Here is a 24,911-nt window from a genome sequence, read left to right on the forward strand (position 1 = left end):
ATGACACGAATTCTGCTTGCGCTCCTCTGCGTGAGCATGCTGGCATGTGCCGCCTCGGCGGCACCGACAACCGAACTGCACGTCGTAAAGATTGCAGCAGACGGAGAGACGATCCTTAATGAGACGACAGTTGACTATCGCTGGATGGAAGCACACTTCCCGATCCTCGGGGATGGGGTGACACACTACTACCATCAGGGACCGGTCTTTGAGGGGGACAAATGGGATCCCAACGAAACAACAAACTTCAAGGACAGGGGAGCCGTAAAAGGGACGGATATCCGTGATCTCGCTGAACTGGTCGGCGGCGCCGAACCCGGGGACGAGATCATGGTCCGGGCGGCCGACGGCTACCACGTCGAGTTTGCCTACCAGAATGTCTACGAGCCCGATCCCCGCCAGGGCCCCATGGGTGTCTGCTGGTACAACGGTGCCGAGACGGGAGCAGGCGAGCGGCAGGGATGCGGTTACGTCCCCGACTACTACACCGGAATGCGCCTCGTCTTCTTCGCCGACGACTCGACCAACGCGGAAGGCCTCCACATCTACGGGAACTGGGACATGCACGAGACGCTCCCGGAATCTGCACAGCACTTCTACGACCTCTACCCTTCCACCGGCGGCCTCACGGTGAAGTGGATCGATGAAGTCCGGGTCTACACCGGCGGATACCACGGAGATCGGGGGGCCCTCGCAGGATCCCTCGACGGCACGGAAACAGGGGCGACGACCGCGCCGGTAGAGTCTCCATTCTCGCTCGTGGCAACGTTTGCCGCGGCCCTCGGAGCGGCAGCGCTCCGTGCCCGGAGAGGAGCATGATCCCGGTACGCCGGCTCCCCCCGACCCTTTTTGCCGTGATGCTGCTTGGCGCCGTAGCCCTCGCATGTGGATGCCTTGGCACGGCAGAAGATGCCGACGCTCCGGACTGGAACCTGACGCTTGCCGGAGATCAGGAGACCGTTCTCACATTCGCCGAGATCAGGGCGTTGCCTGCCGTCGAAGGCTACGGCTACTCGGTCTCGACGGTCGGGATCAAGTACGGCCCCAACACCTATCGCGGTGTGCTTCTCGCCGATCTCGTTGAGATGGCGGGAGGAGCAGGTGCAGAGGACCTGATCTACGTCTCCGCGGAAGACGGCTACCTCTGGGTCTTTGATACGGCTCAGTTACAAGGAGAGGAGTTCTTCACCTTTGATGAGAATCTCCGGGAGATTCCCGCACCGCCGCTCAAGGTGATTCTGGCTTACGACCAGGATGGAGAACCTCTGGCATATGAAGAGGGTGGACCGCTACGCCTCGTCGTCATCGCCGAGACTCCAGACGTCATCACCGAAGGTAGCTCCTGGGTGAAGTGGGTCGATAGGATAGAGGTCCATAGAAGATGATCCGGCCGGCAGTGACGCTCGCGTTCATCGCTCTCGCCGTCCTGGCGGCAGCCGCAGGCTGCACTGACACCGAGCCGGAGCGCACCGTCCTCACGGTGATCCCGGCAGGGAGCCTTCTGCACCCGCTCGAGGAGATAGAGGCCGCATTCGAAAATCAGCACCCGGATATCGATGTTCGGATCGAAGGGCATGGGAGCATCCAGGCAGTTCGGCAGGTGACAGACCTCAGGCGGGATATCGATGTCGTCGCGGTCGCAGACGCCTCGCTGATCCCCGATATGATGTACATCCCGATGACCGAGGGGGGGGAGAATTATACCGACTGGTATGCCCCCTTCGCCGGAAACGAGATCGTGATCGCCTACACCGACCAGAGCACCGGGGCAGAGGAGATAACATCGGAGAACTGGTATCGGGTTCTGGCTCGCCCGGACGTGCGGGTAGGGTTCTCAAACCCCATGCTCGATGCCTGCGGTTACCGCGCGCTCATGGTTACGGCGCTTGCCGAGGAGCATTACGGTGAGCCCGGGCTCTTTGAAACCATCATCGGGAACGCCTTCGACCCACCGCTTACCCCCACCCACGCGGACGGGATAACGACGATCACCCTGCCGGAACGGATAAGGCCCGCAGACGAGAAGGTTGTCATCCGGGACGGGAGCATTTACCTCCTCTCGCTCCTCGATGCCGGAGGGATCGACTATGCCTTCGAATACCGGAGCGTCGCTGAGGAGCATGGGCTCCGCTGGATTGATCTCCCCCCCGAGATAAACCTCGGCTCCGCTGAGCTCGCCGACGATTACCAGAAGGTGCACGTGACCCTTGGATTCCAGCGATTCCGGTCTATTGGGAGCGAGCGGATAGGACAGCCGATTGTCTATGCCATCACCATGCCCCGTAATGCACCCTACCCGGACGAAGCGCGAATGTTCGTGGACTTCGTTCTGACTGCGTTCCATGAGAGGCGGGCAGGATGGCCCACTCCAATCGAGTAAAAACCGGATGCTGCCATGACGTACCACGCCACCCTTTGACAAACCTTTTTTGGCACCGGCTGCTCATATAAAGGTAGAGCAGCCCGGCGGCGTGGCTCCAGCGGGCCATCGAACGGCCGCCGGGAGTACCGGATAACAGATGCCGGGCAGTATGCGGCCGGGGACATCATCTTCTCCGGCTGCCGAAACACGATGGGGTATCATGTTCTGGAATAGAGCAATGGAAACGATCCGACCGAATGAACTCGCGGATCTTCAACTAAAGCGGCTGAAATGGTCGCTGCATCAGGCACAGAACGTAGGGCTATACCAGAGAAAGCTGAAAGAAGCAGGTGTCTCGCCGGACGACGTCAGGACACTCGACGACATTGAGAAACTTCCCTTTACTAACAAGAAGGAACTCCAGGCCGGATACCCGTTCGGCCTCTTAGCGACCTCCTTAAAAGAGATTGTCCGGATCCACACCACCTCCGGCACGACAGGGAAGCCGACCGTCGTCGGCTACACCCGGCAGGATCTGGAGAACTGGTCGGAGTTGATCGCGCGGAACATGACGATGATCGGCCTTGGGGAGGACGACGTCTTTCAGAACGCAGTTAACTACGGCTTATTCACGGGGGGGCTCGGGTTCCACTACGGCGCCGAGAAGATCGGGGCGACCGTGATCCCGAGCGCGACCGGAAACACCCGCCGCCAGATCGAGATGATCGAGGACTTCGGGGTAACCGCCATCCACTGCACGCCAAGCTACGCCCTCCACCTCGCCGAGGTGGCCGAGTCGATGGGAAAGACGCTCGACACCCTGAAAACGGGGATATTCGGGGCCGAACCCTGGTCGGAGAGCATGCGGGCAGAACTCGAACGGCGTCTCGGAGTGAAGGCCTACGACAGTTACGGGCTCTCGGAGATGTACGGGCCGGGGGTGGCGTTCGAGTGCCCGGAGAGGGACGGACTCCATATCTGGCACGACAGTTACCTTGTGGAGATCATCGACCCTGAGACAGGGGAGAGGCTCGCACCCGGAGAGCGGGGCGAACTCGTCATCACGCCGCTCGTCAAGGAGGCCCTGCCGCTCATCCGCTACCGCACCGGCGATGTGACCCGGCTGATGGAGGACGGGTGCGCCTGCGGGCGCGGGCAGAAGATCGAGCGGATCACGGGCCGGAGCGACGATATGCTGGTCATCCGGGGGATCAACGTCTTCCCATCCCAGATCGAGCACGTGCTGCGGGCCCTCCCTGAGGTCGGGGAGCAGTTTATCGTATATATTGATCGCGTCAAACATCTTGATGAAATGACTATCGAGGTAGAGATGAGCAGAGCCGGGTTCTCCGGTGAACTCCAGGATCTCGCTCGCATGCAGAAGAATATCACCGGCGAGCTTCACAATACGCTCGGCCTCCGGACGGCGGTGAAACTGGTGGAACCGGGGTCGCTGCCCCGGTTCGAGGGGAAAGCAAAACGGGTGATCGACCGGCGGGGGGCAATCTGATGGCGCCCTGGAACCCAAGGACGGAGGGGATGCCGCTCGACGAGTTGCGGCGGCTCCAGTTCAAGCTCGTCAAATCCCTGGTATACCGGCTCTACAGCTTCAACGACTTCTACCGGCGCCGGATGAAGGAGCAGCAGGTTCACCCCGACGATATCAGGACGCTTGAGGATGTCGCGAAACTCCCGTTCATGTACAAGAGCGACCTGAGGGACGGCTACCCGGACAGGATCTTCTCCGCAGAACAGAACGAACTGGTCAGGTACCACGTCTCATCCGGGACGACGGGAAAACCGACGGTCGTTGGGTACACAGAGCGCGATATCGAGAACTGGAGCGAGTCCCTGGCACGGGCGTTCTCCTCCTGCGGCCTCGGGCGGGGCGACGTGATGCAGGTGAGTTACGGCTACGGCCTCTTCACCGGTGGCCTCGGTGCCCACTATGGCGCCGAGCGTGTCGGCGCGACCGTCCTTCCGACAAGCGTCGGAAACACCGAGCGGCAGATCGAACTCATGCAGGATCTCCGCGTCACCGCCATCGCCTGCACCCCCTCCTACCTCCTCCACATGGGCGAGGTGGCGGAGAAGATGGGCGTCTCGATCAAGAACGACACCGACCTTCGCATGGGCTTCCTCGGCGCCGAGCCCTGGTCGGAGCAGATGCGGGGCAGGATCGAGGACTGGCTCGGGATCCGCGCCTACGACATATACGGCACAAGCGAACTCTCCGGCCCGATGTTCACCGAGTGCACCGAGCAGCAGGGGATCCATATCTGGGGCGACCTCGCGCTCGTGGAGATTGTGGACCCCGCGACCGGCGAGGTGCTCCCGACCGGCGAACAGGGCGAGCTGACCGTTACCATGCTGCAGAAAGAGGCACTCCCCATGGTCCGGTACCGTATCGGGGACCTCACCGCCATCGAGGAAGGTGTCTGCCCCTGCGGCCGGACCCATCCACGCATCGGCCGGATTCGCGGGAGGGTGGACGACATGCTGATCGTCCGGGGCATCAACGTCTTCCCCTCGCAGGTGGAGCACGCGCTGCTCGAGATCCCCGAGGTCGGCAGGCATTTCCAGATCGTCGTCGACCGTAAAGGCGCGCTCGACTCCATGCTTGTGCGGGTGGAGGTGAGCGAGGAGGCGTTTTCCGACAAGATCACCGATCTCATGGTGATCAAGAGGGCGGTGGAGCATCGCCTGCGGGGTTCGCTGAACGTAAGTGTGGACGTCGAACTGGTCGAACCGGGAACTCTTCCGCGGTTTGAGGGCAAGTCTAAGAAGGTTGTTGATAGGAGGTCACTATAATGGAAAAATCGTATATCGTCAAACAGATCTCGATCTTTTCGGAGAACCGCCCGGGACGCCTCGCGGCAATCGCCGGCGCGTTGCGTGATGCAGGAATTAACATATTTGCGTTCAGCATCGCCGAGGCGGACGGGTTCGGGGTCGTCCGTGCGCTCGTCGACCGGCCGGACGATGCATACCGGACACTGACCGATCTCGGGTTCCGCGTCTCGTTCACCGACGTCATCGGCGTAAAGATGCGCGACGAGCCCGGCGGCCTCTCGGATATCGCATCGATCCTCGGGGATGCCGGGATTAACATAGAGTATGCCTACGCCTACTCGGGAAAAGATGCGGCCGTCCTGATCCTGCGCGTGGACCAGGTCGAGGACGCCGTCCGGCAGATCCTCGGCCGCGGCGGGGAACTCCTCAAGGCATCCCTCTCGCAGTAACCCGGATCACATAGGGGCCCGGGGCGCTCCCGGACCCTCGGCCTCGTCCTGGCGGAACATATGAACCCTGCCCGTGACACACCTGATCGGGAGGACAAACGCAAGGCCCATCCCCGGCTGGTCCAGTTCTGCGGCGGCGACGATCGCCTCGAGCACCGCATCCGTCCGGTCAGCGGTGACGACCGTCAAGATGATCTCTTTCTCAGGCTCGATGGCGATCCCGAGAAGCGTCTTTACCTCATGAATACCGGTCCCGCGGCCAAGGAGGATGGTCCCTCCCTCGGCCCCGGCACCGCGGGCTGCCGCGAGCACCGGCTCGGACCAGCCCCGTTTTACAATCGTGACGATCAATTCGTTATCGCAATTGTTACTCATGTTTCTTCACCTCGTGTTCTCCGGTAGAGGATGCCGAGCATCAGCACCGAGAGGATGGGTGCAAGCGCAATCAGCGCGATCAGCCCGAACCCGTCCACGACGGGGTTGCGGCCCTCGATCCCCGCCGCAACCCCGACGGCGAGGGAGAGGAGGAAGGTGACCGCCATCGGGCCGGTGGCGACACTCCCTGAGTCGAACGCTATCCCGACAAACTCCTTATCGGTGAAGAGAAGAAGGACGATGACCAGGAGGTAGCCGGGGATAAGGAGCCACAGTAGCGGGATACCATAAACAAGGCGGGCCATACCGAGCGATACGGAGACGGCGACCGCAAGAGAGAGGGTATAGAGGATCAGCGATTCCTTGATGTACCCGCTCGACGATTCCTCGACCTGATAGCCGAGAACTCTGACCGCGGGCTCCGCATAGGTTGCAAGGAATCCGAGGAAGAACCCAAACGGGATGAGCAGCCACCGCTGGTCGAACGCGGCTACGGCCTCACCGATCTCCCTGCCCGCCGGGAGAAACGCGACGTTGACGCCCTGGAGAAAGAGAACCATGCCGAGGGACGCGAGCAGGATGCCTTTGGCGAGGTTCACGACGTAGACTCGCGGAAGTTTCAGGTAGAGCACCTGGAAAACCGAAAAGAAGATGACCAAGGGAAGGAGTGCCTGGACAACCTCGAGGGCAACCAGGTCGATCCCGGCGAGAAACGCCGCTGCGATCATGCGTAGACCAACCCCATTACCATGACACCAAGGATGGGGGCGATCGAGGCGAGCCCGATCAACCCGAACCCGTCTGTGAGGGCCGAACGTCCGGCAAGAACCGCACTGACGCCGGTTCCAAGCGCCAGGATGATCGGGATCGTCAGGAGCCCGGTGGTAATCCCTCCCGCATCAACAGCGACCGCGAGAAACTCAGGCGATGAGAACGGCGCAAGGAGGAGGATTGCGCCGTACCCCACAACGAAGAGATACGCGAGAGGAAACCCGAAGATGATCCGGAGGACTGCGACGGTGATGACGAACCCCACACTGACCGCGATCGCGAGGAGCAGGGGGCCCGAGGGGATACCGGCTCCGGGCACGGCATCAAGCATCTCGGTGAGGACACGGAGGTTCGGCTCCGCCACGATCGTCAGGAACCCAAAGAGGAACGAGCCTGCGACGACCAGCAGGAGCGAGCCCCGGGCGGGCAGTTCCGAGCCTATCGCCTCGCCGACGGGCAGGAGGCCCGCCTTCACACCGGAGAGAAAGAGTGCGATCCCGAGGATGACCATACCGCTTCCGAGCAGAAAGAGGAGGAGATCGGACGGCGGAACCCGGAGGAGGGCGATCTTGAAGATGGTGATGACGAGGATTATGGGGAGGACTGCCCGAAGAACCTCAAAGACTGTCTCCCTGATATCCTGCATCACGCTACCGTTCCTCCCCGGTGCCGGTGATCAGGTATTCTGTCGCAAACAGAGATAAAAGCGGTGCCCGCCGCAGATCAGTGCCGCTTCTCCCATTTCAGGAGTTCGGAGACCTCCGAGAGCGTCCGGCCGCGCCGGATCTCTTCGCGGATCCGCTCCTCGTTCTTCCTGACCTCCATCGCCCGGCGTGCGATCTCGTAGGCCCGCTCCCGCGGGACCACCACGACACCGCTCTCGTCGGCGACGATCCAGTCACCCGGCCGCACCTCCTGTCCGCAACAGACGATCTCGGTGTTGATCTCTCCAAGACCCTTCGGGTCTCCGGCGTTCGGGACGGTCGCCGTGGCGAAGAGCGGGAACTTCATCTCCCGGATATCGTCGACATCCCGCACCGCTCCGTCGATCACGACACCGGCAACCCCCCGGTTCTTCGCGGAATGTGTGGCGAGTTCTCCCCAGGGGGCGACGTCCGTCTTTCCGTCATTGCTGATGACGAGAACGTCTCCCGGCCCGGCGACGTCGATCGCCTCGACGGGTTTTGCCCAGTCTCCGGCGACGGTCCTGACGGTCACCGCCGGGCCAACCGCCTTGACCCGGCCGCAGATGGAGACGATGCCCGCCATCGCTCCTTTCCGGTGCATGGCGTCAGTGACGTTCGGTGCGGAGACCCCTTCGAAGAGGCGGCGGATCGCGGCATCCCGGCTCTCCTCCTCCCGCGGCCGGATCTCGGGCCGGTCGATGGCCTCCCGGACCCGCCGCGCCGCCCCGGTCACGTCGGCGGCCTTGACGATGTTTCCACCAACAATGACGATCGAAGCACCGGCGGCGACCGCCTCGGACGCGGTCTCTGCATCAAGCCCGCCCGCGACGGCGACGGGCGTGCCCACCTCCCCGGCAAGGCGGCGGAGGAGGTCGAGCGACGACCTGCCGATCATCTGCTGGTCGATGCCGACGTGGGCGTTGATGTAGTCGACACCGAGCGCGGCAAGTTCCCGCGATCGGGAGACAGGATCGCCGACGTTGATGAGGTCGGCCATGAGCCGGACGCCGTACTTGCGGGCGGAGCGCACCGCCTCGACGATCACGGTATCGTCGGCGTCGGCGAGGATGCAGACAACACCGGCGCCGGACTTCGCCGCCATCTCCACCTCGACCGCCCCGGTATCCGCGATCTTCATATCCGCGACGATCTCGTGGCCGGGGAAGCGTTCCCGGAGCGTCCGCACGGCCTGCATCCCCTCGCTCTTGATCAGGGGTGTCCCGACCTCAATCCAGTCCGCACCGCCGCGGACCGCCTCATCTGCGATCTCAACCGCACGATCAAGCTCGAGGAGATCGAGCGCCACCTGGAGAGTGGGTGTTGCCATGCAGTACAGTATGGCGAGGGTTCTATTTATCTGGTGCCGGGCCGGGGAAACCTATATGCCGTGAGATGCTTGAGGGGGGCGCCGGCACGGATGTGATGACGGATGGTCGAGATCGGTTATAAACTGGCTTGTGAGGAGCACGGTCCGCTTGATCTGGTCTGCAACGGCCGCCAGGCGGAAGATGCCGGGTTTGCGTTTGCCATGATATCGGATCATTACCACCCCTGGACGAGCAGGCAGGGGCAGAGCCCGTTTGTCTGGGGCGTCATCGGCGGCATCTCGCAGGTGACGGCGGATCTCCGGCTGGTGACGGGCGTCACCTGCCCGACGATACGGATTCACCCCGGCATCATCGCCCAGGCCGCCGCAACCGCCGCCATGATGATGCCGGGACGGTTTGCCCTCGGCCTCGGGTCGGGAGAGAACCTCAACGAGCACGTCTTCGGTGACCGCTGGCCCCCAGCGCCGGTCAGGATCGAGATGCTCGAGGAGGCGGTGGAGGTGATCCGGGTGCTCTGGAAGGGCGGGATGCAGGACTATTACGGCGCCTTCTACACGCTCGAGAACGCGCAGGTCTTCTCGCTTCCGGAGGAGCTCCCTCCGATCTACATCGCGTCGGAAGGTCCGATCAGCGCGTCCCTGGCCGCGCGGGTCGGCGACGGGTTCATCAACCCGGGCAGCAACGCCGAGGAGAACCTCATCATCTTCCGCGACTCCGGGGGCGCCGATAAACCGGCATACATCGAGAACTCGGTCTGCTGGGCCCAGACCGAGGAGGAAGGGCAGAGGACGGCCTACGAGCAGTGGCCGATCCCCGCAAACACGGGAGAACTCAACCGGCTCCTCCCCACGCCGACCCACTACGAGCAGGCGGCAAAGATGGTGACGCCGGAGGACGTGGCGGAGCACGTCGTCTGCGGCCCAGACCCGGAGGCGCATATCAAGAAGATCGAGGAGAGCATCGGGAAGGGGTTCAACCACGTCTGCATCCACCAGATCGGGCAGCAGCAGCGGGAGTTCATGGAGTTTTACGCGAAGGAGGTTCTGCCGCATTTTGGGAAATGACGGCGCTACAGAAGAGGGTTTTGGAGGCACAAACCCGGGCGAGGGCAAGCCGCGGTAGGCGGAAAACACCAGTGATTGTGGGTCTTGCCAAGTAAAACCTACAAATGAGGAGAGATCCCAGTGCAGTGGACCGTGGGGCTACGCACCTTCGGTGCTCAAACTCCTGCCGTTCCAGCAGTCGTTCCCCGCCCCGGGGGCGGGGGCAGTCATGGCGATATCCCCACGGTCCACTGCACCGGGACTTTTCCCTCGCTTTTTTCGCATTTTGGCTGTCGCCACTCGCATCTGGCAGCGTTTGTACTCCTATCTTTCGACCCGTTAGATCTCCATATGCCGTTCTTCGGAGTATCGCCTGCCCAATGCACGGATTTCAAGGGGATATCGCCCTTGGGGGTGGGGCTGACGGGGAGGGGGGAGCATCCCCCCTCCCCTGTCTCCAGCCCATAATTGTGATGCTACGCTCACATGTGACAGCAGGCGGAACGTCCTGATCTTAAACATTCTATGCCACTAACCACCCCCGGGCAAAGCCCCCCCGAACCAGCCCAAAAAAAGTTATAATTCCTCCGGATCCTCCAGATCCGTCCGCACCCGGCAGATGCTCTCGACCGGCAGGACGAAGATCCTCCCGTCGCCCGGCTTGCCGGTCCGGCCGTTCGCCCGGACGATCCCGACGATCCTCTCGACATCGCCGTCCCTGACGACCATATCGATCTTCACCTTCGGGATGAGCTCGACCGGCACCGTCTTTCCCCTGAACCGGAGGGCGATACCCTTCTGCGCCCCCCGCCCCATCACCTCGCTCACGGTCATCCCGTAGATGCCGTCGGCCTCGAGCGCCGCCCTCACGGCATCGAACATCTCGGGCCTGATGACTGCGGTAACCATCTTCATTCACACCACCTCACACCCGCACGGACTCGCCATGCTGGGCGATGTCCAGTCCGACATACTCTTCCTCCTCGGTGACGCGCAGCCCCATCGCCAGATCGACGACCTTTGCGATGACGTAGGTCACGCCGAACGAGTAGGCCACGACCACGGCCACATCCAGCATCTGGATGAGGAACTGGGCCGGATTTCCATACAGCAGACCGTCCACGCCGCCGATAGCCGCGACCGCAAAGACTCCGGTTGCGAGGGCGCCGAAGATGCCTCCCATGCCGTGGATCGCCCACGCATCGAGGCTCTCGTCGAGTCCCTCACGAACCCGGAAGAGCAGAGCGCCGTAGCAGACCAGACCGGCAGCGGCCCCGATGGGAATCGCAGCCATGGGCGTGACGAACCCGGCCGCCGGAGTGATGGCGACGAGCCCGGCAATCGCCCCGCTGATGATCCCGACCGATCCGGGTCTGCCGCGAACCCAGGCGGCACAGAGCCAGGCAAGTGCCCCGGCAGCGGCGGCGATGTTCGTCGCGACGAACGCGTTCGCCGCAAGGCCGTCCGCGGCAAGAGCGCTCCCGGCATTGAACCCGAACCACCCGAACCAGAGGAGCGCCCCGCCGAGGAGAACCATCGGGATGTTGTTCGGCTCCATGCCGTGGCCGCCGAACCCGAGACGCTTCCCGATGACGAGCGCAAGCGCGAGCGCAGAGAAGCCGGAGCTGATGTGAACGACCGTACCGCCGGCGAAGTCGAGCGCACCGAACTGAGCCGCCCATCCGCCGCCCCAGGCCCAGTGGGCAAGCGGGTCGTAGACCAGCGTCGTCCAGAGCAGACCGAAGACGACGAACGAACTGATCTTTATCCGTTCCGCAACCCCGGACGTCACGATTGCAAGCGTGAGACCCGCAAAGACCATCTGGAAGGCCATAAAGAGCAGGTCCGGGATGCCGTCGCCGTCCATCCCGACACCCTGCAGGAAGGCGTACTCCAGACCCCCGATCAGCCCGTTGATGTCGGCGCCGAAGGAGAGGCTGTAGCCGCAGACGACCCACTGGATGCTGACAAGGGCAAATGCGATGAACGAGAGTGCGATCATCGAGATGAAGTTCTTCCGGCGCACGAGCCCTCCGTAGAAGAGCCCCACTCCCGGGGTCATCAGCATGACCAGTGCCGTACAGACCAGGATAAACGCCGTAGCGCCGGAGTCGATCATGCCCCGGCCTCCCGGCTCACCCACAACGTGTTCTCGCCATTCATCGGAAGGAAGTTTCCTTCTTACCAATATAAATTTTTCTATTTTCGCGCGTAACGGAAGGACTGATGCATCTGGAGGTACAAATCATATCTGCGTGATGCGATGATCACGAAGAGCGATGTCCGGCGGGTCTGCGCCCGCCTGCGGTCAGCAGGGAGCCAGAGAGAACTCGCAAAGATCCTCTACCGTGAGGTGTCCGGCTACTCGCTCTTCGACCTCCAGGAGATGCGGGGGAGGGTGGAGCGCGACCTCCGGTCCGTTCCCGCCGGATACCGGCGACGCCTCTACCCGAGCGTGATGGAGCAGATCTTTACGACGCATCACACCCTCATCGTCGCCGCCCGCCGGGGAGATCCGGGAGACGGGGAGAGGCCGCTCCCGGGCGAATACCAGGACTTCTGCGATATGGTCGAGAAGACATGCCTTCGCGGAGACGAAGGGGAGCGGCACCTCGAACTCCTCTACTTCCTCCTTGCCGCCTTCAACATCTTCGTCCTCGACCGCCCCGCTCACCCCGTGGGCACGCCGTTTCCCGGCGGATTCGAGGTCGAGGCCAGGAACGGGGAATACCTCTGCCCGGTCAGGGAGAAAGCCGACGACGTCGAGAACGCCCTCTGCCCCTACTGCCCGGCCAAGCAGAGCGACGGGTGAGAGAGCCATCTGGTACCGCCTGGACGCCTCAAACGGAGCAAAAAAGTAATATCTCTTATACCAGCCTACTCTTCCTCGTAACGCTCGAAGAACGTGACCTCGTCGAGGATCTTCTTCTTCGCGATCTGGATCTCCTCGGGGTATCCCGCGGGCACGAGAGATACAAGTGTGTATTCCTCCGGGACATTGAGGAGTTTCCGGACATCCTCGGCATAATCCTTCTTCTCCCCCGCAACCCAGCAGGACCCGACACCCCACGCCTGGAGCGCGAGGAGGAGCTGCATCGTCGCCGCACAGCAGTCTTCGAGGTAGTACTTCGCATCCCTCTTCCCGAAGACGGCGAAACAGATGGGGGCATCGGCGATGAACCTGGCGTTCTCGGCGAGATCGGCAATCGCCTGCAGCGTATCGCGGCTCTGGATTGTCCCGAAAAGCCAGGGCTGCTCGTTTCGTGCGGTCGGGGCAAGCCGTGCGCAGTCGAGGGCGTCTTTGATGGTTTTCTCCTCGATCGGACTGTCCTTGTACTTCCGAACGCTGTGCCTGCTCCGTATCACGGTGACACCGAGATTAACCGTTCCACCAATCGGACTCATGCAACGATGGTGGGCACTCCAGGCCTAAATACCTTGGGGAAATGGAGTAAGGAAGGGGGCGGCAAAAAGGCCGACCTAGAAGAGGCCCTGTATCGTCTCTACCATGTTCGAGAAGCCCTCGACGATGACCACAGTCGGGTCGATTCCGAGAACCGGGAAGATGAAGAGGAAGTAGAGGATTGTACCGAGCGTGCTCCCGACGTTCGCGAGGGCTGCAACCAGCACCACTCTAAAGAGCGGAATCCGCCGCATCTCTGTGAGAGTCTCCGCCTCAATGATTTGCCGGAATTCTCCCGCAGCAGGCTTCCTGATCTTCGCCTCGACGATGGCGGCAAACCATCCCGCCGCAAGCAGCGGGTTGAGCGATGTCATCCAGGAGACCGCAAACGCCGTGGCGGCCGAGAGAGGATGCCCGCCGGCAACCAGGGTGAACACAGCACACAAAACCCCGTTGATCAGAACCCAGTAGAGGAGAGCGGTCAGCAGGACGTCGAGCCCAAGACCCGAAAAGGCTATCGCGGCGATCAGGAGGAGGAAGAGGGCGGTGACGCCCGCCCCGAGGATCTTCGCCCACGGGAGACCCTTCACCCCGGCTGTCAGGGAGGGGAGCGGCGGCAGCGTCTCCGGTGCGTCCAGATATTGCTGCACACCCAGGATATGTCCAGCACCGACGACGGCGAGCACCCGCTCGTACCGACCCGTGAGCATCAGAACCTGGTGGGCCAGATAGGCGTCCCGTTCGTCAATCAGGGCCTGGGCGCCCTGGGGGGAGAACTTCCGGAACTCTTCCATCGCAGCGCTCACCACGTCTTGATCTGTGAACTCGTCGACATCGATCTTTTGCCCCTCGACGCTCACGAGCGAATATATCAGGGCTCCGATGAGCTTGATCTTCTCCCAGATACCCATCTTGCCCCAGAACCGGGAGAGCGTGATCCGGATGTCCCGGTCGATGAGCGCCACGGGCTTCTGGTGCGCCTCGGCTTCTTCGACGGCGGCGAGCATCTCGGCACCGGGCTTCACGCCCGTTTCGGCACCGATTCGCTGCTGGATGTAGGTGAGCACCCACTGAACGAGAAGCTGGCCGAAGTTCCCGCCCTTCAGGATCTCCCCCACCGAGGGTTCGGCCGTCTCCTCTGTGAGCGATATGAACCGCCCCCGGTCGAGCTCGACGCCGACGATATCGGGCTGGAACTCCTCTATCGCGGACCGAACCTCCTCGACACTCTTCTGCGAGACATGCGCCGTCCCGACGAGGCGGATCTCAGCCATCAAGCACCTTCACGCCTTCGCTGTCGATCACGACGCGCTTTCCCGGCGGCACCGTCGCTTCATGGAAGACGGCGCGGATACCGTCTTCCTCTACCCCCTCAGCAACCTGCCGCCTGCAGAGATCGGCCGCCGCATTGCGCGCATCGTAGGGAGAGAGCGGCGTACCGAGGCCGGGGCACTCCGAGACCCGCAGGTCATCGTCCACCAGCATAAACGGGTAGGTGCGGCAGATCCAGGGGCGGTGAGCGTAGATCGAGCACCGCCCGTCCTGGAGGAAGATGCAGGCATCGGCCGTTCGCCTGAGACACCATGCAAGGGTGTACTCCGCGCCGTTATCGGTGCCAATGAAGTCGGGGTAGGGCTCGGCAACCTCACCCCAGGCCATACCGGTCGCCGCCATGATCGTCCGGACCTCGGCAGGGCTCACCAGCACGAGGTTCGAGTCCTCCGCAACCCGCCGGCAGCAGGCGCCGCACCCTCTGCAACGAAATCCAATCGACCCGAGTTGAGCCGCAACGTCATCTACTCCGAGCATATCCTGTCAAAATTCTCAAAGAGAAGCCGTCCGTTGACGGTATGGCTGACCTCCGGGTGCCACTGGATGCCGTAGAGGTGTTCATCGGGAGATGCAATCGCTTCCACGCCGCAGATGGACGATTTTGCAAGCCGGACAAACCTTTCCGGCACAACCGAGACCTCATCCGCGTGCGATGCCCATACCTGCATCCGGTCGGAGTAGCCCTGGAGGAGAGGGCTTTGTTCGAGGATCTCAACCTCGACCGCACCGAACCCGCCGCTCGCACCCCGGCGAACCGCACCGCCCCGGGCCGTCGCCATGATGTGCAGCCCAAGGCAGATGCCGAGAACAGGAAGACCGAGATCGAGGTATGCCGGAGCGACGCCGGCGCGCTCAAGGGTCGGGCCGCCGCCGAGGATGATCCCCCGACACCCCCGGGCAACCTCGGCCGGCGGGGTCTCGTTTGAGACCATCGTGGCCTCGATATCCATGTCACGAAGCGTCCGGAGGATCAGGTGGTTGAACTGTCCGTGATTGTTGACCACATAGAGTGGAAGCATTGCTTATAGATGGATGTAAAAAGGTATAGTCCTTCCCTCAGGCGTACTTCTCGACGAAATCGAAGACTTTCCGGGTGATCTCCTCGGGCTCGTGGCCCATGAGGAACGCGAGCGTCAGCGCCCCTCCGGCCCCCATCCCCTCCTTGACTTCGCCGATGCAGTAGCGGGCGAGCCCGACGTGCCCAAGCTCGGCGAAGTTCGGATCGACGTAGCACGCGACGGTGCCGACATCGGCAACCGACCGGACGAACCCGGCGGAGGGATCGTCCCTGACGTAAACCGTCGTCGCAAGACCGGGCACCCGTCTTCCGAGCGCTTTCAGGATGGCCGCAACGGCAAGCATCTGGGTTCCGCCGGCAAAAAGGATCTCGCCGGCATAGGTGCTCGCGATCCCCGCCGCCACCGGCATCATGGGATCGCCCGCGGCACGAAGGATCTCGAGGGGGCCCCTTGCACCCGTCGCGTCTATCCGGGCGAGCGCTTCCCGGCAGACGGCGTCTTTCAGGCCGAGGGGGTTCTCTGCAAACGCGCTGCTGACCGAGGCATCATAACCGAGCGCCCGGAGAACGCAGAGAGCGGTGGTCGTCCCGCCGGGGACGCACTCCCCAAGCATCAGAAAGTCGCTGTACTGCGAGAGCAGCCTCCCAACCGCTTCGCCCCGCTCAAAGAGGAGCGCCGCCTGCGGCACCGCGTCCTCCTTCCTCGGATCGCCGCCCGGGCTCCCGTAGACGTCAAGGCAGGGGACGGTGGGGGTATGGGCGAGCCCCGCGTTGATGATAACGGGGGCAAGCCCGGTCAGTTCTACCATCGACCGGGTGATGCTCGCCGGCGTCGGGCAGCCGGTGGGGGTGTTCGGCCGGGCCGCGACGCTCGTGATCGCACCGGTCGTGACGAGCTCCGCATCCAGGTTCGGGGTGAGCAGGGTCTTTTCGGGGGTCGGCCCTGCGCCGGATATGCCGGGGACGGTGGAGAGCATGGTGTTGCCGAGGACGAGTGCCAGCATCGGACGCTCGGGCCTTATCTCGGGGTCCTGTGAGAGGAACGGGTTAGACATCTGGTACAGGGTAGGCGCCGCGGGATAGAAGAGGTTGCTGTCGGAGCGTGGTGGTCGGGCGTGGGCGGGGAGGGGGGCGCAGTGGAGGGGCGTGGCGGAGCATCGCGATCTGGCGGTGCTCGCACTTCGGCACCTCAGAGCGTCGCACTCGAAAACGCTTCGCGTTTTCTCGAGCTCCGGCCGTTCGCACCGTCTGGTGCGAGCGCCAGTCGCTGCTCGCACCTGCGGTGCTCAACCTCCGCTCCTCGAAGACCTTCGGTCTTCTCCGAGCGTCGCTAATACCAAACCCAAAAATACCTCCCCAAACCAAATACTTCAACAATGTTCGAGATAGAGCGCAGATTGGAAGAGAAAGGCATCGTAAGGAGAGATATCGTCGGCGCCGCGATGGAACTCTACGTCCCCCACGGGATAGGGGCGGATGAGGCCGCGCGCAGGCTTGACGCAAAGATCGGGAAGGCGCTTGAGGATCCAAACATATCATCGCTCCTCCTCGGGGCCCTCCTGCTCGAGGACGAGCTCTACGTGAAGCGGAAAGACTCCGAGATCGCCGACGACCCGGTCTTCCTCCTCTCCGACGAGATCATCGGGATGGCCATTGCCGAGGTGATCGGGGGGACTTATGCGCGGTTCGAGTTCACCCGCTACGACCAGAAGAAGCCGGGGATCCTGAGCAAACTCGGACCGTTCCTCGACGATGCCGTCGCCGGGCTGATCGCCGGCTGCACGTCGCGCCTCTACAGCGAGTCGATGGGATCGATGTGAAATCGGTCCTCGCCCTCCTCCAGTTCTGCACCTCGCTCCCCCTCGGGAGACCGGTCGACTTCGAGCACTTCGCCCGCCGCTCCTACCTCTACCCGCTCGCCGGGTACGTCATCGGCGGGGTAGCGGCCGGCATCACGTACTGGATAGCATCCCCGACGGTGGGTGCGGCCGTCGCCCTCGCCGTGGTGCTTCTCCTCTCCGGGTGCAACCACTTCGACGGGCTGCTGGATTTCGGCGACGGGCTCATGGCCCACGGGAGCCGGGAGAAGAGAGTCACGGCCATGACCGACCGGACGACCGGGGCCGGAGCCGTTGCGGCGGGCATCGTCGTCACACTCCTCTTGTTCGCCGGACTCCAGACCGCCGCGAACCTCCCGGCGGCCATCCTCATCGCCGAGGTCTGCGCGAAGGCCGGGATGTCCTGGCTCACCACACTCGGCGCGCCGTTCCGGGAGGGGATTCACTCCTACCTCCATGGGTTTGCAAAACCGTGGTTCCTTGTCCCGGCCACCCTGCTCATGCTGCCGCTCTTCCTGCTGCCGGTGCCCCGGGCGAGTGTCGCCCTCACCCTCGCGGCCACGGCAGTCATCGCCGCGCTGATGCTGCTCCTCTCCCGGCGGCTCTTCGGCGGCGTCAACGGCGACGTCGTCGGCGCCGCAAACGAGATCGTCCGGGCAGGAATCATACTCCTCCTCGCCCTCTCGTAATCACCTTTTTTATCCCGGCGACCGCTACTACTGTAGAATGATGCAAGACCCTACCCTCCACTCCCGGGGAGGGATCATCACCGAGCGGAACGCAGACTATGCGACAGTACGGGTGCGGATTCCGGCAGGAGTCCTCTCCGCGGCCCAGGTCAAGCAGCTTGCTAAAATCAGCGAAAAATTTGGGGACGGCTCACTCCACCTCACCATGCGGCAGGCGGCGGAGATCCCGCACGTGAACCCCGATAACCTCAAGAAGATAGCCAAAGCCCTCGAGAAGAACGGGACACCCATCGGGGCGGAGTACAACGAAGTTGTCAACATCATGGCCTGCCCGGGCACGGAACGGTGCAAATATGCCAACTGCGAGACGATTGACCTTGCCAGGAAGATTGACGAACGAGTCTTCGGAAAGGAACTCCCAATACGACTCCGCATCGCCATATCCGGCTGCACCTACATGTGCAACAGCCCGCTCTTAAACGACATCGGGATCATCGGCAGGATCCGGCCGCTACGTATTCCAGGCCTCTGCACGGGGTGCGGCACCTGCGTGGAGTACTGCAAGCAGTGCGCCATAGCACTGAAGAACGGCATATCGGTTCTCGACGAGAGCAAATGCGTCCAGTGCGGTATCTGCATCCACTCCTGCCCCTACCATCTCCTGAAGTCCGAGTACGCCCACTACCAGATCACGGTCGGCGGCCGGCGTGGATCCTCCCCTACCGCAGGAACGGAGCTCATCACCGTCGAGACCGAGGAGGAGGTCGTCGAGGTTGTCGACCGTATCATCTACTGGGTCTACCGCACCGCCTGGAGCGGCCGGCCCCTTGCCGACCAGATGGACGAGATCGGGTATGACAGGTTCGCGGAGGGGATTCGAAAAGAGTTCGGGCCGAACGTCCCGGAAGCGGAGTAGTGAAGGATAGCCGGTATGCCGGAGGCGGCCCGAGACAGATAGCCGCTCCGGTGAAGAACCGGCGCCAGATCTAGCGACGGTACATAGAGTGGAACCCTTCGCCTGCATCGTCCTCGCACTCGAGAGCATTACCGTCCCGGACAAGGGTGTTAAACATGGTGGCAGCGTTTAGCAAGTTCTCATCGGGGTCCACGCCCCTCATCACGCCGGAGAGAGCCTGGCGCTGTGGCGTCGGGATCGTTCGCCTGCCCACCCGGACACCTGCGCAGTGCCGGCAATAACCGCAGTGTGAGTGGACCGACACCTCACGATCTGCGCACGTTACCGTCACCCGATCCTTTGCATCGTCACGGTGAAACTCAAGTATCTTCATGGTATGAGGAACGTAGATTTCCGGAGAATAAGATTCTGTCGATTACCCGGTGTATTTAGGAAATGCACGCAATTGCCGCGCATAGAAATGCTTTATATGGAGGACGTCATACGTATAAGTTACTCGCATAAGCAGGCTGTTCGAGCTGACAGGCCTATTTGAGTGGAGGATACTATCTATGGCAGTTGAAAAGCCCCACATGAATTTAGCAGTTATCGGACACATCGACCACGGGAAGTCTACTACCGTGGGTCGATTGCTCTTTGAGACCGGAACCGTACCGCCCCACATCATCGAGACATACAGGAAGGAGGCCGAATCCAAGGGTAAGGGCTCGTTCGAGTTCGCCTGGGTCATGGACAGCCTCAAGGAAGAGCGTGAGCGCGGTATCACCATCGACATCGCCCACAAGCGGTTCGACACGGACAAGTTCTACTTCACCGTCGTGGACTGCCCCGGGCACCGTGACTTCGTCAAGAACATGATCACGGGCGCATCCCAGGCAGACGCCGCACTGCTGGTCGTCGCCGCACCCGACGGCGTGATGGAGCAGACCAAGGAGCACGTTTTCCTGTCCCGTACGCTCGGCATCAACCAGCTGATCATCGGCATCAACAAGATGGATGCCGCCAAGTACGACGAGAAGCGCTACAACGAGGTCAAGGAGCAACTCTCCCAGCTGCTCAAGATGGTCGGCTACAAGCCCGACGACATCAGTTTCATCCCGATGAGCGCGTTCGTCGGCGACAACATCGCGAAGAAGAGCGAGAACACTCCCTGGTACAAGGGCCCGACGGTGCTCGACGCACTCAACGCGCTCAGCGAACCCGAGAAGCCCACGAACCTGCCCATGCGTCTCCCCATCCAGGACGTCTACTCCATCTCCGGTATCGGAACCGTGCCCGTCGGCCGTGTCGAGACCGGTATCATGAAGAAGGGAATGAAGGTCAGTTTCATGCCCGCGAACAAAGAGGGTGAGGTCAAGTCCATCGAGATGCACCACGAGGAGATCGCGCAGGCAACCCCGGGCGACAACGTCGGGTTCAACGTCCGCGGTATCGGCAAGGGTGACATTCGCCGTGGCGACGTCTGCGGTCCTGCCGACGTACCCCCAACCGTTGCAGAGGAGTTCATCGCACAGGTCGTCGTGCTCCACCACCCCAGCGCCCTGACCGTCGGGTACACCCCGGTCTTCCACTGCCACACCGCCCAAATCGCATGCTCCTTCGTCGAGCTCATGAAGAAACTCGACCCGCGGACCGGCCAGGTCAAGGAAGAGAACCCCACGTTCCTCAAGACCGGCGATGCTGCAATCGTCAAGATCAGACCCACTCAGCCCATGGTCATCGAGAAGGTCAAGGAGATCCCGCAGCTCGGCAGGTTCGCGGTCCGTGATATGGGATCCACCATTGCAGCAGGCGTGTGCATGGACATCACGCCCAAGCAGATGAGATAAGAAGGTACCTATAATTTTTTGGTGGTTAAACATGCAGAAGGCCAGAATACGTCTTTCCGGAACCGACTTCGAAAAAATCGAGATGGTCTGTGACAGGATCAAAGAGATAGCAGAGCGTACCGGCGTCAATCTGGCAGGTCCGATCCCGCTGCCCACGAAGAAACTCGTGGTCCCCACCAGGAAGAGCCCTGACGGCGAAGGTACCGCAACCTGGGATCGCTGGCAGATGCGGGTGCACAAGAGGCTCATCGACATCGACGCCGACGAGCGTGCACTGCGCCAGCTGATGCGCATTCAGGTTCCGAAAGACATCGGCATTGAGATTGTGCTGGAGAGTTGAGGTGAGAGCGGCGTGAAGGCCGCCGTGTTCGCGGCACGGGCCCGTGAACGACTCTCATTCGAGGGGCTTTTTCTCCTCATACTTCTGGTCACAATTGTTCTCCGTTTTTACGCACTCGACGTAAAGTTATTTCACCACGACGAGGCTATTCACGCGTGGTTCTCCTATCGGCTCCTGACCGAGGGGATCTATAGTTATGACCCCATGTACCATGGGCCGTTCCTCTACTACATGACGGCCGGGATCTTCTCACTTCTTGGAGACTCCGATCTCATTGGCCGGCTCTTCCCGGCGCTGCTCGGCACTCTGCTCGTCCCGCTGCTCTACCCGATCTACAGGCTCGGCTATCTCGATAAGAAGCAGACCATTGTCGCGGCGCTCTTCCTCGCCGTGTCGCCGAACATGGTCTACTTCTCGCGGTTCCTCAGAAATGACATATTCATCGTTTTCTTTACAATGGTGCTCCTCGTCGCCCTCCTCTACTACTTCGAGCGGCAGAAGATGCAGTATGCGCTCATCGCCGGGGCGGCGATCGGTTTCGGGATGACCACGAAGGAGAACATGCCGATCATCGTCCTGATCTTCGGGGCGTACCTCCTTTACCTGGTCTGGACGAGAAAGGTCAGGCTCCCGAAACACTGGATCCGGGATCTCGCACTCGGGGCTCTCGTCGCGGTCGGGATCATGGCGGTCCTCTACTCGTCGTTCGGCGCTCACCCCGAGGTGCTCATGGACGGGTGGCTCCGTGCCATCGAGCATTGGACCTCGATGCACCAGGCACAGCGCCTCGGGGGCCCGCCGTACTTCTACATCCTGCTCTTCCTCCTCTACGAGGTGCCGATCCTGATCCTCGCCGTGGTCGGGACCCTGCAGTTCGTCGATATCCCCGGCATCGTCTCCCGCTGGAGGGAGAAGAGGATGAATCAAACAGAGAGCCCCGGGGGGACAGAAGGGGCGGCCGAGATAGAGGAAGAAGCGCCCTCTGAGACTGCAGCCCAACCCATAGAACAGACCCAGGGCTTCAAAGACCGGCTCCGCGATATCCTCTCGGGCACCGGGGAACTCCGGCCGATCGACCGGCAGAAGGAGTTCGCGAGGTTCGCCATCTTCTGGATGCTCCTCTCGCTTGGAGTCTACGCCTACATCGGCGAGAAGGTGCCGTGGCTGATCCTCCACCAGCTCCTGCCCATGATCTTCGTCGCGGTCTATATGATGACCACGAAGAAGGCGGTCGTCGCAGTCGTGGCAGGGATCTTCCTGGTCGCCATGATGTTCCATGTGGCGTTCACCCCGGCGGATATCAATGAGCCCATCGTGCAGGTGCAGAACTCCGAAGACCTGCGGGAGGTCTTTGCAAAGATCGACGCCGCGGATAAGGTGGCGGTCGCGACCGACTCCTACTGGCCGCTACCCTGGTACTACCGTGGTGATAGCGCCTCGAAGCTTGCCTACTACAGCCAGAAGGTGAGCGAGTCGACGATATACGGAGGAGATTTCGACGTCGTGATCACCCACGACGCCGATACCTACCCGGCTCTCGACGGCTACGTGAAAGAGACCTACCGGCTGAACTACTGGTTCTCCTACGAGGAGAACAAAGACAGGCTGCTCGAGTACTACTTCCTGCGGGACGGGAAGATGGGGAGCAGAAACCTTGAGATCTTCTCGAGGGTCCCCGCGGGGGCGGCTGCCTGACACTCGCAAGGCCGTTCGCAGCCCGGGAGGTTGCACCGTCATCACTGATGGTGCAGGCCCCAACAGTCACCACAGGTGTAGATTTGGGGTGTACCCCACCCTGCTGATGCCCTCCACTCTTCTTCGCGGTTCGCGTGAGATTTCGTCGCCATCCGTAGACAGGTTGGTCACATGAAGGCACGAAGATGCGAAGTCTGCGTGGGACTTCGTTAATGCCTCCACCGTCAACTCATGCGAAAGACGACGCTCCTGGGAGCGTCGTCGGAGCACCCTAGGCGCAAGCCGGAACGGGCCAAAGGGCCGGAGTTCGAGCACCGTAGGTGCGAGGTGCGACTGTCAGAACGACAGGAGTTAGAGAAGGCCAAAGGCCTTCGCTTTGTGACAAACAGAGCAGTCAAAATAGGAGAAATATCACGGTGCAGTGGACTGTGGGGATATCGCCATTGGGGGAGGGGCTGACGGGGAGGGGGGCGTGCCCCCCTCCCCTGTCTCCAACTCATACCATTGATGCTCAAACTCACTGTGTTAACACTCCTCGTCAACCCCCGCCCCAAGGGGGCGGGGGCAGTCATGGCGATATCCCCTCGGAATCCGTGTCTGAAATGCAATCAATGACTCTCCTGAGAGGTTTTCAACAAGCCCCAAGTTTCTCAAGTTCCTGCCTTCATACCTGACGGTGCTCAAACTCCGGACATCTACACGCCCTCAGTCCGGCCGAAACTCGAAGAGTTTCGAGTGGAGACCAGGGAGATGTGACCGGACACAGAGTTTGAGAAGACCGAAGGTCTTCAGTGGCTGCCCCTCCCGGCAGAGGCATTTTCGAGCGACCTCCCCAGCAACAATCGAACGCGCACCGGAAGTCAACCCGAATGTGCAAGCATCGGCCAAAGAAACCTGATCAAAAAATGGGGAAACCGGGGGGAGGTGCGAAAAAGAGTGAGGGGCCAGGGTTATCCGAGCTCATCCCATCCAGTCTTCTTCCGGTAGATCACGACCCCCGCAACAATGAGGACAATGATGACTCCGATACCGATGTAGAGGAGGAGATCGCCACCGAGGCCGAACCCCTCGCCTATCCTCTCTCGGAGAGCGGTCGCGTCGGCCAGAGCCTCGTTCGCCTTGCTCAGGCCGTCGCTCGCTTTCGAACGTGCCAGCGGATACTTCTCGGCATTCAGGTTGTCCTGTGCCTGGGAGTAGAACTGGACGGCGCTCTCGCGCTTGGTCATGATGGCGACCACCTGCGGGTCAGAGCTCATAGAACGGTTCTCGACAAAGTAGGTGATCATCCCGTCGAGGGACTCGATTGTCGCGCCGGTGTCGGCGACAGACTTCTGAGCCCATGCCTTATCGAGGAGCGCGATCGCCTCGTCTATGTCGGTCTTGGCGGTGGCGATGTAACTCGCCGCCTGTGACGGGCTTGCCGACGCAGCGCTGGTGAGGGCCTGGCTCGCGGCGTTGTACTCGGCCTGAACGGTGGTGACATCAACTCCGTCTGCAGCCTTCTCGTCCATGTCAGCTTTCAGGTCCTTGAGGCGCTGCTGCTGGGCGGAGAGGGAACCCGCAACCTGGGTCGAACTCACGACGTCGCGGGTCACGGAGTGAGTGTCTTTCACCTCTTTATCCCGCAGGTGCTCGATCTTAATCACCAAGATCTTCCCGTTCGCGCTCGTGGGCACGGTGCCGCTCATCTGGATGTCCAGTTCGACATCCTGATCGCCGTATGCGATCTCATACTCTGTCAGGACCCGGCGATGCGTCCCCATCCCCTTTGGATTATTAATGGCAACCCCATCGCGGTAGACAGTGAAGTCCCAGGAGGGGTTCTGCAACCCGGTGCTGATCTCAAACGTCTCATCGCTGAGGTCAGCAGGGGTTATCATGTCATACGAGAGTACGTAGCGCGCGGTCACCCGCTGGTCGGGTTCGAGAGCGCCGCTCGCAGGATTGATGGTCTGGGTCTTGATCTCAAACGCCGATGCCACCTGCACGACACAGAGCAGTGCCAGCAGGAGAATGATCCATCTGCTGATGTTTGCCTTCATAA

27 protein-coding genes are annotated in these 24,911 nt (G+C 61.8%); 14 read left to right on the top strand and 13 right to left on the bottom strand.

Going from position 1 to position 24,911, the window contains the following annotated elements:
- From HL657_RS09460 to HL657_RS09485, 6 genes are all read left to right on the top strand, one after another.
- Complete coding sequence (locus HL657_RS09460; RefSeq protein WP_317296571.1) at window positions 1-819, top strand: argininosuccinate synthase; 819 nt, start codon at window positions 1-3, stop codon at window positions 817-819.
- On the top strand, window positions 816-1,385 hold the full coding sequence (locus tag HL657_RS09465; protein WP_317296572.1) for a molybdopterin-dependent oxidoreductase: 570 nt from the start codon (window positions 816-818) through the stop codon (window positions 1,383-1,385). Before HL657_RS09460 ends, HL657_RS09465 begins: the two co-directional genes overlap by 4 nt.
- On the top strand, window positions 1,382-2,380 hold the full coding sequence (gene wtpA / locus HL657_RS09470; protein WP_317296573.1) for a tungstate ABC transporter substrate-binding protein WtpA: 999 nt from the start codon (window positions 1,382-1,384) through the stop codon (window positions 2,378-2,380). Before HL657_RS09465 ends, wtpA begins: the two co-directional genes overlap by 4 nt.
- Window positions 2,381-2,582: 202 nt before the next feature.
- Window positions 2,583-3,872, top strand: a complete 1,290-nt coding sequence (locus HL657_RS09475) for a phenylacetate--CoA ligase family protein (protein ID WP_317296574.1) — start codon at window positions 2,583-2,585, stop codon at window positions 3,870-3,872.
- The gene (locus tag HL657_RS09480; RefSeq protein WP_317296575.1) at window positions 3,872-5,173 is read left to right on the top strand and encodes a phenylacetate--CoA ligase family protein; all 1,302 of its coding nucleotides are present in this window, start codon (window positions 3,872-3,874) and stop codon (window positions 5,171-5,173) included. The genes HL657_RS09475 and HL657_RS09480 overlap by 1 nt, the downstream gene beginning before the upstream one ends.
- Complete coding sequence (locus HL657_RS09485; protein WP_317296576.1) at window positions 5,173-5,604, top strand: ACT domain-containing protein; 432 nt, start codon at window positions 5,173-5,175, stop codon at window positions 5,602-5,604. Before HL657_RS09480 ends, HL657_RS09485 begins: the two co-directional genes overlap by 1 nt.
- A 6-nt stretch (window positions 5,605-5,610) precedes the next feature.
- Here HL657_RS09485 and HL657_RS09490 read toward each other — a convergent pair whose 3' ends face one another.
- From HL657_RS09490 to hxlA, 4 genes are all read right to left on the bottom strand, one after another.
- Window positions 5,611-5,979 carry a P-II family nitrogen regulator gene (locus tag HL657_RS09490; protein WP_317296577.1) on the bottom strand — a complete coding sequence of 123 codons (369 nt, stop codon included), beginning with the start codon at window positions 5,977-5,979 and terminating at the stop codon, window positions 5,611-5,613.
- Window positions 5,976-6,707 carry a DUF1538 domain-containing protein gene (locus HL657_RS09495; RefSeq protein WP_317296578.1) on the bottom strand — a complete coding sequence of 244 codons (732 nt, stop codon included), beginning with the start codon at window positions 6,705-6,707 and terminating at the stop codon, window positions 5,976-5,978. The genes HL657_RS09490 and HL657_RS09495 overlap by 4 nt, the downstream gene beginning before the upstream one ends.
- Window positions 6,704-7,396 carry a DUF1538 domain-containing protein gene (locus HL657_RS09500; RefSeq protein WP_317296579.1) on the bottom strand — a complete coding sequence of 231 codons (693 nt, stop codon included), beginning with the start codon at window positions 7,394-7,396 and terminating at the stop codon, window positions 6,704-6,706. Before HL657_RS09500 ends, HL657_RS09495 begins: the two co-directional genes overlap by 4 nt.
- 77 nt (window positions 7,397-7,473) lie before the next feature.
- Window positions 7,474-8,763 carry a 3-hexulose-6-phosphate synthase gene (hxlA, locus tag HL657_RS09505; RefSeq protein WP_317296580.1) on the bottom strand — a complete coding sequence of 430 codons (1,290 nt, stop codon included), beginning with the start codon at window positions 8,761-8,763 and terminating at the stop codon, window positions 7,474-7,476.
- 102 nt (window positions 8,764-8,865) lie between these two features.
- Between hxlA and HL657_RS09510 the strand changes: the two genes are divergently transcribed.
- Entirely contained in the window at window positions 8,866-9,828 is a 963-nt protein-coding gene (locus HL657_RS09510; RefSeq protein ID WP_317296581.1) for a TIGR03557 family F420-dependent LLM class oxidoreductase, read from the top strand.
- A 555-nt stretch (window positions 9,829-10,383) separates the two neighbouring features.
- Here HL657_RS09510 and HL657_RS09515 read toward each other — a convergent pair.
- Together HL657_RS09515 and HL657_RS09520 are read right to left on the bottom strand one after the other, a co-directional pair.
- Window positions 10,384-10,722 carry a P-II family nitrogen regulator gene (locus HL657_RS09515; protein ID WP_317296582.1) on the bottom strand — a complete coding sequence of 113 codons (339 nt, stop codon included), beginning with the start codon at window positions 10,720-10,722 and terminating at the stop codon, window positions 10,384-10,386.
- Between the two features lie 10 nt (window positions 10,723-10,732).
- Entirely contained in the window at window positions 10,733-11,926 is a 1,194-nt protein-coding gene (locus HL657_RS09520; protein WP_317296583.1) for an ammonium transporter, read from the bottom strand.
- Window positions 11,927-12,070: 144 nt separating this feature from the next.
- Between HL657_RS09520 and HL657_RS09525 the strand changes: the two genes are divergently transcribed.
- Window positions 12,071-12,619: a DUF2115 domain-containing protein gene (locus HL657_RS09525; protein ID WP_317296584.1), complete on the top strand. Its 549-nt coding sequence runs from the start codon at window positions 12,071-12,073 to the stop codon at window positions 12,617-12,619.
- A 65-nt stretch (window positions 12,620-12,684) separates the two neighbouring features.
- On the opposite strand, the gene HL657_RS09530 is transcribed toward HL657_RS09525, so the two are convergent.
- From HL657_RS09530 to cobT, 5 genes are all read right to left on the bottom strand, one after another.
- On the bottom strand, window positions 12,685-13,212 hold the full coding sequence (locus HL657_RS09530) for a nitroreductase family protein (RefSeq protein WP_317296585.1): 528 nt from the start codon (window positions 13,210-13,212) through the stop codon (window positions 12,685-12,687).
- Window positions 13,213-13,287: 75 nt separating this feature from the next.
- Window positions 13,288-14,484, bottom strand: coding sequence for a TraB/GumN family protein (locus tag HL657_RS09535; protein ID WP_317296586.1), 1,197 nt, complete (start codon window positions 14,482-14,484; stop codon window positions 13,288-13,290).
- Entirely contained in the window at window positions 14,477-15,019 is a 543-nt protein-coding gene (locus tag HL657_RS09540) for a YkgJ family cysteine cluster protein (RefSeq protein WP_317296587.1), read from the bottom strand. Before HL657_RS09540 ends, HL657_RS09535 begins: the two co-directional genes overlap by 8 nt.
- A complete protein-coding gene (locus HL657_RS09545; protein WP_317296588.1) occupies window positions 15,007-15,561 on the bottom strand; it encodes a GMP synthase subunit A in 555 nt (184 codons plus the stop codon). Before HL657_RS09545 ends, HL657_RS09540 begins: the two co-directional genes overlap by 13 nt.
- 37 nt (window positions 15,562-15,598) lie before the next feature.
- Complete coding sequence (gene cobT / locus HL657_RS09550) at window positions 15,599-16,615, bottom strand: nicotinate mononucleotide-dependent phosphoribosyltransferase CobT (RefSeq protein ID WP_317296589.1); 1,017 nt, start codon at window positions 16,613-16,615, stop codon at window positions 15,599-15,601.
- Between the two features lie 321 nt (window positions 16,616-16,936).
- On the opposite strand from cobT, the gene HL657_RS09555 reads away from it, so the two are divergent.
- From HL657_RS09555 to HL657_RS09565, 3 genes are read left to right on the top strand one after another with little or no spacing between them, the layout of a single operon-like run.
- The gene (locus HL657_RS09555; protein WP_317296590.1) at window positions 16,937-17,380 is read left to right on the top strand and encodes a phosphatidylglycerophosphatase A; all 444 of its coding nucleotides are present in this window, start codon (window positions 16,937-16,939) and stop codon (window positions 17,378-17,380) included.
- Entirely contained in the window at window positions 17,377-18,087 is a 711-nt protein-coding gene (cobS, locus tag HL657_RS09560) for an adenosylcobinamide-GDP ribazoletransferase (protein WP_317296591.1), read from the top strand. The genes HL657_RS09555 and cobS overlap by 4 nt, the downstream gene beginning before the upstream one ends.
- Window positions 18,088-18,127: 40 nt before the next feature.
- Complete coding sequence (locus tag HL657_RS09565) at window positions 18,128-19,003, top strand: 4Fe-4S binding protein (protein WP_394804653.1); 876 nt, start codon at window positions 18,128-18,130, stop codon at window positions 19,001-19,003.
- Window positions 19,004-19,073: 70 nt separating this feature from the next.
- Here the strand turns inward: HL657_RS09565 and HL657_RS09570 are convergent, their stop codons facing one another.
- On the bottom strand, window positions 19,074-19,376 hold the full coding sequence (locus HL657_RS09570) for a hypothetical protein (protein WP_317296593.1): 303 nt from the start codon (window positions 19,374-19,376) through the stop codon (window positions 19,074-19,076).
- Between the two features lie 178 nt (window positions 19,377-19,554).
- Here HL657_RS09570 and tuf point away from each other — a divergent pair, with 178 nt between their 5' ends.
- The 3 genes from tuf to HL657_RS09585 are packed head-to-tail and all read left to right on the top strand — an operon-like array spanning window position 19,555 to window position 22,867.
- A complete protein-coding gene (tuf, locus tag HL657_RS09575) occupies window positions 19,555-20,832 on the top strand; it encodes a translation elongation factor EF-1 subunit alpha (RefSeq protein ID WP_317296594.1) in 1,278 nt (425 codons plus the stop codon).
- 31 nt (window positions 20,833-20,863) lie between these two features.
- Window positions 20,864-21,172 (top strand): 30S ribosomal protein S10, encoded by a 309-nt coding sequence (rpsJ, locus tag HL657_RS09580; protein WP_011843573.1) that lies wholly within the window; start codon window positions 20,864-20,866, stop codon window positions 21,170-21,172.
- A 12-nt stretch (window positions 21,173-21,184) separates the two neighbouring features.
- Window positions 21,185-22,867, top strand: a complete 1,683-nt coding sequence (locus HL657_RS09585) for a flippase activity-associated protein Agl23 (RefSeq protein ID WP_317296595.1) — start codon at window positions 21,185-21,187, stop codon at window positions 22,865-22,867.
- Window positions 22,868-23,817: 950 nt separating this feature from the next.
- Here the strand turns inward: HL657_RS09585 and HL657_RS09590 are convergent.
- Complete coding sequence (locus HL657_RS09590; protein ID WP_317296596.1) at window positions 23,818-24,909, bottom strand: hypothetical protein; 1,092 nt, start codon at window positions 24,907-24,909, stop codon at window positions 23,818-23,820.
- Window positions 24,910-24,911: the final 2 nt, after the last annotated feature.

Source organism: Methanoculleus nereidis (assembly GCF_032944295.1).
Classification (GTDB): Archaea; Halobacteriota; Methanomicrobia; order Methanomicrobiales; family Methanoculleaceae; genus Methanoculleus; species Methanoculleus nereidis.

Coding starts and splice junctions, on each gene's coding strand:
- rpsJ (WP_011843573.1), top strand. CDS start 20,864: ATGCAGAAGGCCAGAATACGTCTTTCCGGAACCGACTTCGAAAAAATC.
- HL657_RS09485 (WP_317296576.1), top strand. CDS start 5,173: ATGGAAAAATCGTATATCGTCAAACAGATCTCGATCTTTTCGGAGAAC.
- wtpA (WP_317296573.1), top strand. CDS start 1,382: ATGATCCGGCCGGCAGTGACGCTCGCGTTCATCGCTCTCGCCGTCCTG.
- HL657_RS09590 (WP_317296596.1), bottom strand. CDS start 24,909: ATGAAGGCAAACATCAGCAGATGGATCATTCTCCTGCTGGCACTGCTC.
- HL657_RS09460 (WP_317296571.1), top strand. CDS start 1: ATGACACGAATTCTGCTTGCGCTCCTCTGCGTGAGCATGCTGGCATGT.
- HL657_RS09495 (WP_317296578.1), bottom strand. CDS start 6,707: ATGATCGCAGCGGCGTTTCTCGCCGGGATCGACCTGGTTGCCCTCGAG.
- HL657_RS09515 (WP_317296582.1), bottom strand. CDS start 10,722: ATGAAGATGGTTACCGCAGTCATCAGGCCCGAGATGTTCGATGCCGTG.
- HL657_RS09480 (WP_317296575.1), top strand. CDS start 3,872: ATGGCGCCCTGGAACCCAAGGACGGAGGGGATGCCGCTCGACGAGTTG.
- HL657_RS09475 (WP_317296574.1), top strand. CDS start 2,583: ATGTTCTGGAATAGAGCAATGGAAACGATCCGACCGAATGAACTCGCG.
- HL657_RS09535 (WP_317296586.1), bottom strand. CDS start 14,484: ATGGCTGAGATCCGCCTCGTCGGGACGGCGCATGTCTCGCAGAAGAGT.
- HL657_RS09465 (WP_317296572.1), top strand. CDS start 816: ATGATCCCGGTACGCCGGCTCCCCCCGACCCTTTTTGCCGTGATGCTG.
- tuf (WP_317296594.1), top strand. CDS start 19,555: ATGGCAGTTGAAAAGCCCCACATGAATTTAGCAGTTATCGGACACATC.
- HL657_RS09490 (WP_317296577.1), bottom strand. CDS start 5,979: ATGAGTAACAATTGCGATAACGAATTGATCGTCACGATTGTAAAACGG.
- HL657_RS09510 (WP_317296581.1), top strand. CDS start 8,866: ATGGTCGAGATCGGTTATAAACTGGCTTGTGAGGAGCACGGTCCGCTT.
- HL657_RS09570 (WP_317296593.1), bottom strand. CDS start 19,376: ATGAAGATACTTGAGTTTCACCGTGACGATGCAAAGGATCGGGTGACG.
- HL657_RS09530 (WP_317296585.1), bottom strand. CDS start 13,212: ATGAGTCCGATTGGTGGAACGGTTAATCTCGGTGTCACCGTGATACGG.
- HL657_RS09540 (WP_317296587.1), bottom strand. CDS start 15,019: ATGCTCGGAGTAGATGACGTTGCGGCTCAACTCGGGTCGATTGGATTT.
- HL657_RS09565 (WP_394804653.1), top strand. CDS start 18,128: ATGCAAGACCCTACCCTCCACTCCCGGGGAGGGATCATCACCGAGCGG.
- HL657_RS09525 (WP_317296584.1), top strand. CDS start 12,071: ATGATCACGAAGAGCGATGTCCGGCGGGTCTGCGCCCGCCTGCGGTCA.
- HL657_RS09555 (WP_317296590.1), top strand. CDS start 16,937: ATGTTCGAGATAGAGCGCAGATTGGAAGAGAAAGGCATCGTAAGGAGA.
- cobT (WP_317296589.1), bottom strand. CDS start 16,615: ATGTCTAACCCGTTCCTCTCACAGGACCCCGAGATAAGGCCCGAGCGT.
- HL657_RS09520 (WP_317296583.1), bottom strand. CDS start 11,926: ATGATCGACTCCGGCGCTACGGCGTTTATCCTGGTCTGTACGGCACTG.
- hxlA (WP_317296580.1), bottom strand. CDS start 8,763: ATGGCAACACCCACTCTCCAGGTGGCGCTCGATCTCCTCGAGCTTGAT.
- HL657_RS09545 (WP_317296588.1), bottom strand. CDS start 15,561: ATGCTTCCACTCTATGTGGTCAACAATCACGGACAGTTCAACCACCTG.
- HL657_RS09500 (WP_317296579.1), bottom strand. CDS start 7,396: ATGCAGGATATCAGGGAGACAGTCTTTGAGGTTCTTCGGGCAGTCCTC.